This window comes from Agromyces sp. P1_H4 (assembly GCF_056405255.1).
Genome location: NZ_JBFUCL010000354.1, coordinates 1 through 3,827, shown reverse-complemented (window position 1 = coordinate 3,827; position 3,827 = coordinate 1). Strand labels below are relative to the sequence as shown.

5 protein-coding genes are annotated in these 3,827 nt (G+C 71.6%); 2 read left to right on the top strand and 3 right to left on the bottom strand.

Going from position 1 to position 3,827, the window contains the following annotated elements; all coding sequences use genetic code 11:
• Nucleotides 1-809 (bottom strand): zinc-binding dehydrogenase (locus tag AC1DY2_RS16910; RefSeq protein WP_476763469.1); only part of this gene is annotated, 809 nt, incomplete at its 3' end.
• A gap of 65 nt (nt 810-874) precedes the next feature.
• On the bottom strand, nt 875-2,122 hold the full coding sequence (locus tag AC1DY2_RS16905; RefSeq protein ID WP_476763468.1) for a multidrug effflux MFS transporter: 1,248 nt from the start codon (nt 2,120-2,122) through the stop codon (nt 875-877).
• Nucleotides 2,123-2,223: 101 nt separating this feature from the next.
• Between AC1DY2_RS16905 and AC1DY2_RS16900 the strand changes: the two genes are divergently transcribed.
• Both AC1DY2_RS16900 and AC1DY2_RS16895 read left to right on the top strand, forming a co-directional pair.
• The gene (locus AC1DY2_RS16900) at nt 2,224-3,105 is read left to right on the top strand and encodes a helix-turn-helix transcriptional regulator (RefSeq protein ID WP_476763467.1); all 882 of its coding nucleotides are present in this window, start codon (nt 2,224-2,226) and stop codon (nt 3,103-3,105) included.
• Nucleotides 3,106-3,194: 89 nt separating this feature from the next.
• On the top strand, nt 3,195-3,401 hold the full coding sequence (locus AC1DY2_RS16895; protein ID WP_309978410.1) for a hypothetical protein: 207 nt from the start codon (nt 3,195-3,197) through the stop codon (nt 3,399-3,401).
• Here the strand turns inward: AC1DY2_RS16895 and AC1DY2_RS16890 are convergent.
• The coding region (locus AC1DY2_RS16890) for a hypothetical protein (protein ID WP_476763466.1) at nt 3,368-3,827 on the bottom strand (460 nt) is incomplete at its 5' end. The genes AC1DY2_RS16895 and AC1DY2_RS16890 overlap by 34 nt on opposite strands.

Sequence of the window (3,827 nt, the reverse complement as noted above, 5' to 3'; positions counted from 1 at the left end):
AGCGAGACGTCGTGGGCGACGCCGACATAGCCGACGTGCCCGCCGGCGCGCGTGGCGCGGATCGCCTGCATCATCGACTCCTGCGTGCCCACCGCCTCGATGACGCTGTGCGCCCCGAGCCCGTCGGTGAGTTCCCTGATCTTCGCGACACCGGCATCCCCACGCTCCTCGACGACGTCGGTGGCCCCGAACTCGCGGGCGAGCGCCTGCCGGTCGGCGTGGCGGCTCATCGCGATGATCCGTTCCGCGCCCAGCTCCCTGGCCGCGAGGATGCCGAGCAGGCCGACCGCGCCGTCGCCGACGACCGCCACGGTCTTGCCGGGGCCCGCCTGCGCGGCGACGGCGGCGAACCACCCGGTTCCGAGCACGTCCGATGCGGCAAGGAGCGACGGGATCAGGTCTGGATCGGGCTGGGCTGGAGTGGCCACCAGGGTGCCGTCCGCGAGGGGAATGCGGGCATACTCCGACTGTGCGCCGGTCGGCGCGCCCGGCTGCCGGTGGACGCAATGCGACTGGTAGCCCGCGCGGCAGATCTCGCAGGTGTTGTCCGACGCGAAGAACGACCCGACGACGAAGTCGCCGACCTTGATCTGCGTGACCTGGCCGCCGATCTCGGTGACCACGCCGACGTACTCGTGGCCCATCGGCGTGCGGTCCACCGGCTCGGCGCCGCGATACGGCCAGAGGTCCGAACCACAGATGCAGGACGCGCTGAGGCGGATGACGGCATCGGTGGGCTCGACGATCGACGGATGCTCGCGGTCTTCGACGCGGACGTCGCCTGGTGCGTACATGATCACTCCACGCATGGGGTGCTCCTTCGTGTTGAGGGTGAGGGTGAAGGTGAGGGGTGTTCGTTGCAGGAGCCCGCAGCTCAGTGGAGGGCCGGCTCGGCCGTGGGCGTCGACGGCGCGGCCACCGTCGACCGCGGCCTGCCGAGGGCGGCGAAGGCGACACCGGCAAGCGCGACCGCGGTCACGGCGACCACGCCGAGGGGCAGGATGTTCGTGGCCCCGGCGATGCCGACGAGCGGCGCGGCGACCCCGCCGAAGCCGAAGCGCACCATGCCGAGCAGTGACGATGCCGTGCCGGCGACCTGCGGGTACCCGACCAGGGCGATCGTCGTCGCCGGCGGGGAGGTGATCGCCACGCCGCCCACCAGCGCGAACAGCGACGCGAGCACGACCCACAGCGGCACGGCGCTCAGGCCGGCGGCGAGCAGGCCCGCCGCGCCGAGCCCGGCGGCGGCGATCCCGATCGTGAGGGTGCCACGGACGCTCCAGCGTTCGGAGGYGCGGCCGGCGAGGTATCCGAAGACCATGAAGCCGGCCGAGTTCAGCCCGAATGCGAGCGCATACCCCTGCGGCGTGAGTCCGTAGACGTCCTGCAGCACGAAGGTGGCTCCGGCCAGGTAGGCGAACAGCGCGGCGTAGAGGAAGCCCTGGTTCAACACCGCGCCGACGAAGACGCGGTCGGCGAGCAGCATCCGGAAGTCCCGGATGGTGTGTGCGAAGCCCCCGGCGGTGCGACGTTCGAGGGGCAGGGTCTCGCGGAACACGACGAGCGTGACGACGAGGATCGCGACGCCGATCAGGGAGAGGAGCACGAAGAGTCCCCGCCAGTCGGTCATCGTGTTCAGCAGCCCGCCGAGGAGCGGCCCGACGACCGCGGCGAAACCGCCGATCACCGTCAGCCGGCCGTAGAACCTGATGAGCGCCCCGCCCGAGTAGACGTCACGGCCCGCGGCCTGCGCGATGACGATCCCGACTCCGCCGGCGAGCCCCTGCACCAGGCGCGCGGCGATCAGCAGCTCGATCGTCGGGCTGATCGCGCACAGGGCGGACGTGACGATGTAGGCGAGGATGCCGATCAGCAGGATGCCGCGGCGGCCGAACCGGTCGGACAGCGGGCCCGCGATGAGCTGGCCCGCGGCCAGTCCGACGAGGCACGCGGTGATGGTGAGCTGCGCCACGGAGGTCGCGGCGCCGAGCTGCGCCGTGAGCGCGGGCAGCGCGGGCAGGTACAGGTCCATCGAGATCGGCCCGAACACCGTGAGGAGCAGGAGCAGTGTCGGCAGCCACCGGCTGTGCGAAGGCCGCGGGGCGAGAGCGTCGGGAAGCATGTGCACCAGCCTGCTCGCGGGTCATCGCGCTCGGGAGTCCCGGACGGAACGTGTACTGGGAGGGCACCCCTCGCGGAAGCCGCGCGACGTACGCTGGCGGAATGGACAACCGATCCGAGGTGCGCGAATTCCTGATGTCGCGCCGCGCCCGGCTCGCGCCGGAATCCGCGGGCGTGATCACCGGCGGCAATCGACGGGTTCCCGGCCTGCGGCGGAGCGAGGTCGCCTCGCTCGCCGGCGTCAGCGTCGAGTACTACGCCAAGCTCGAGCGCGGCGCGATCGCGGGGGCATCCGCCGCGGTGCTCGACGCGGTCTCCCGGGCACTGCAGCTCGACGACACCGAGCGCGCCCACCTGCTCGACCTGGCGCGCGCCGCTGACGGCATCCCGTCATCCGGCCGGATGCGCCGCCGTGCCACGCGAGCCTCGATGCCACGGCCGAGCCTGGACTGGGCGCTCTCGGCCATCACCGAGGGGGTCGCGTTCGTCCGCGACCAGCGACAGGACCTCATCGCGACCAATGCGCTCGGTGCGGCCTTCTACTCCCCCGTCATCGGCACGAACGGCCGCACGCCCAATCTCGCCCGATTCCAGTTCCTCGACCCGGCGGCCCGCGACTTCTACCCCGACTGGGACCGGTTCGCCGAGATGTGCGTCGCGATCATGCGCGCCGAAGCCGGACGCGACCCGCACGACAAGGGACTGCAGGACCTCGTCGGCGAGCTGTCGACGCACAGCGAGACGTTCCGTACCCTCTGGGCCGCGCACAACGTGCGCACCCATGGGACGGGGACCAAGCGGTTCAACCATCCGCTCGTCGGCGAGCTCACCCTGGCGTACGAGGAGCTCGCCATCACGGCGGAGCCCGGCCACGTCCTCCTCATCTACACCGCGGAACCCGGCTCCCCGTCGGCGGACCGCCTCAGGCTCCTCGCGTCGTGGAGCATGGAACACCCGGTCTCGGCGTCGAGGGCGTCGTCCTGACCTCACCTCCGTCTCTGGCCGTTCTTCTCGAGGTCACACGTCCGTCATGTGCTGCGGCTACGTTGCCGGAAAACGATCGGAGGTGCGGCATGGACGCGATTCACGGGTTCGACGTCATCGAAGCGGGCGAAGGAAGGTGGGACATCCAGCTCCGCGAGAGCTTCTCGGTCGCGGGCCACGTCTGGCACACGGCATCCGCCTTCGTGGTCTGGGACTGGGCCGACCGCCAGGTCGGCGTGTTCGACTCCCTGCCCCGAGCGCTTCAGGCCCTGGCGACGCTGGAAACGGCGAGGTAGGCGGTCGGAGCCTGCGCGGTCGGCCGTAGGCCCGACCTGCCCACGAATCGCGCGGTATCGGACACCGCCGCCGTCAGGAGGGTGACCAGCCGATCGTCGCGATCCCCGACGCACGCCCGCGCGATCCCGTCGACCGCGCCGGTCACGATGTCCCGGCACTGTTGGGCGCTCATGCCGCGGCGTCCTGGACCGACGTTCTCGATGAACCGGATGCCCCAGGCATCGGCTGCCGGTGCGGTGCGAAGGGCGGCCTCCGCGAGCTCGCACGTCTCCGGGGTGAGCTCGTCGTCGCGGTCCGCGAGGACTCGGAGCGCCATGCGCACCCCCACCGCCTGCGAACGCTGGCGCTCCTCCGCGGCGACGGGCAGGGCGTCCGCTGCTGCTCGGACGGCGAGGAGGACGTCGAGCAGCGGGTCGTCGCTCGTC